Source organism: Neobacillus sp. C211 (genome assembly GCF_051842875.1).
Lineage (GTDB): Bacteria > Bacillota > Bacilli > Bacillales > Cytobacillaceae > Neobacillus.
This window is the reverse complement of record NZ_JBPXRO010000089.1, coordinates 1-1,475: the sequence shown is the minus strand read 5'-3', so window position 1 is coordinate 1,475 and position 1,475 is coordinate 1. Positions and strand designations below refer to the sequence as shown.

Sequence of the window (1,475 nt, the reverse complement as noted above, 5' to 3'; positions counted from 1 at the left end):
AATCGTCCGCATAGCGGACGATAAAGCACTCTTTCAAAGCTGTCTTCTTCAAATGCTGATACTTACTGCCATTGGTAGAGTAGGTATGTCTGCTTTCAAACGTTTCCCATTGGTCGCTAATCCACCAGTCCAATTCGTTTAAGACAATGTTGGATAATAAAGGTGATAGAATACCCCCTTGCGGAGTACCTTTTGTTGGAATACCTTCTCCTTCAATCTCTGCTTTTAATAACCTAGATATAATAGAAAGAAATGATTTATCCCTTATGCCCAATGACCACATTTGTTTTAAAAGCTTACTATGATTCACGTTATCAAAGAAACCTTTAATATCTACATCGACACAATGGTAGAGTCCAGATTGATTAATAAGAAATTCCAGCCTAGCTTTGGCATGATGAGTGCTGCGGTTCGGTCTAAATCCATAACTATGTTTATGGAATTTTGCTTCACAAATAGGCTCTAAAATTTGAAGTATGCATTGTTGAAAGATTCTATCCCAAATCGTTGGAATACCTAAAGGTCTTGTTTTACCGTTCCCTTTAGGAATGAGAACACGCCTAACTGTTTGTGGTCTGTACCATTTGAACATGGTTTGAACCCTTGCTATTACATCTTCCACTGTTAGATGTTGAATATCTTTGATGGTTAATTTATCTGTTCCAGCAGTTTTGCTACCTGTGTTTCTTTTTATGTTTCGGTAGGCAAGTCGTATATTATCTTTAGAACTCATTAAATCTGTTAAGTCATAGAAGCGATGACCACTGACAATTTGAGAATATAGTCTGTCAAAACAATCTTGCATACTATAATATTCACTGTGTCTCAGTTTCTTCCGTTTCAATAAGTTGGTGACTCCTTTCGGAGTTAAACCTCTTTTAGTCTCACAAGAACCTTATTAATCGATAAAGAACTGCCTTACTTGGTTGAATAAATCTTTATTAGTCTAGTGGCTATCCCTCAATGTGGGTTAAACATTTCATTGGTACTATGCCACCACTTTCACTGATATTAAGGCAAGTTATACAATAACTATTATCATTATTGTTTTCCTTGCCAACGTTTCATCAGAAGTAAGTCCTCCAGTTACCAGCTTACAACGTTGAATTATATCTATTATAGAATGAACTTAGGTGCTTCCTTTAAGCCTGTTAGCATTCATACGCCCGCGACGTATCATGGATTTTCATATTAGTTATTTTTACTCACCCACATCTAACCTCACAATTTGGTGATATACACATTTCTATGTATCGCAGTTATAGACCCGTACATTCAGAAGTTTGTCAGCTTAACCATTACTTTTAGGTTTATTCGCATTCTCACCATATTCAATCAACTCAAGCACCATGAATTACACCACTCCATCGAGTAGGCTTTCGTCAGCCGAACTGGTACGGTAATTTCTCACGCCTTTTCGCCGAGCTTATAACACTATCAATCTTACTAAATCCAGTGCTATTCGACTAAGAGAG

Annotated in this window: 1 protein-coding gene; it reads right to left on the bottom strand. The window is 36.9% G+C overall.

The window, feature by feature from the left end:
- Positions 1-805, bottom strand: an 805-nt coding sequence (locus tag ACSU6B_RS29120; RefSeq protein WP_410889952.1) for a reverse transcriptase domain-containing protein, incomplete at its 3' end; no start/stop codon positions are given.
- Between the last annotated feature and the right edge of the window lie 670 nt (positions 806-1,475).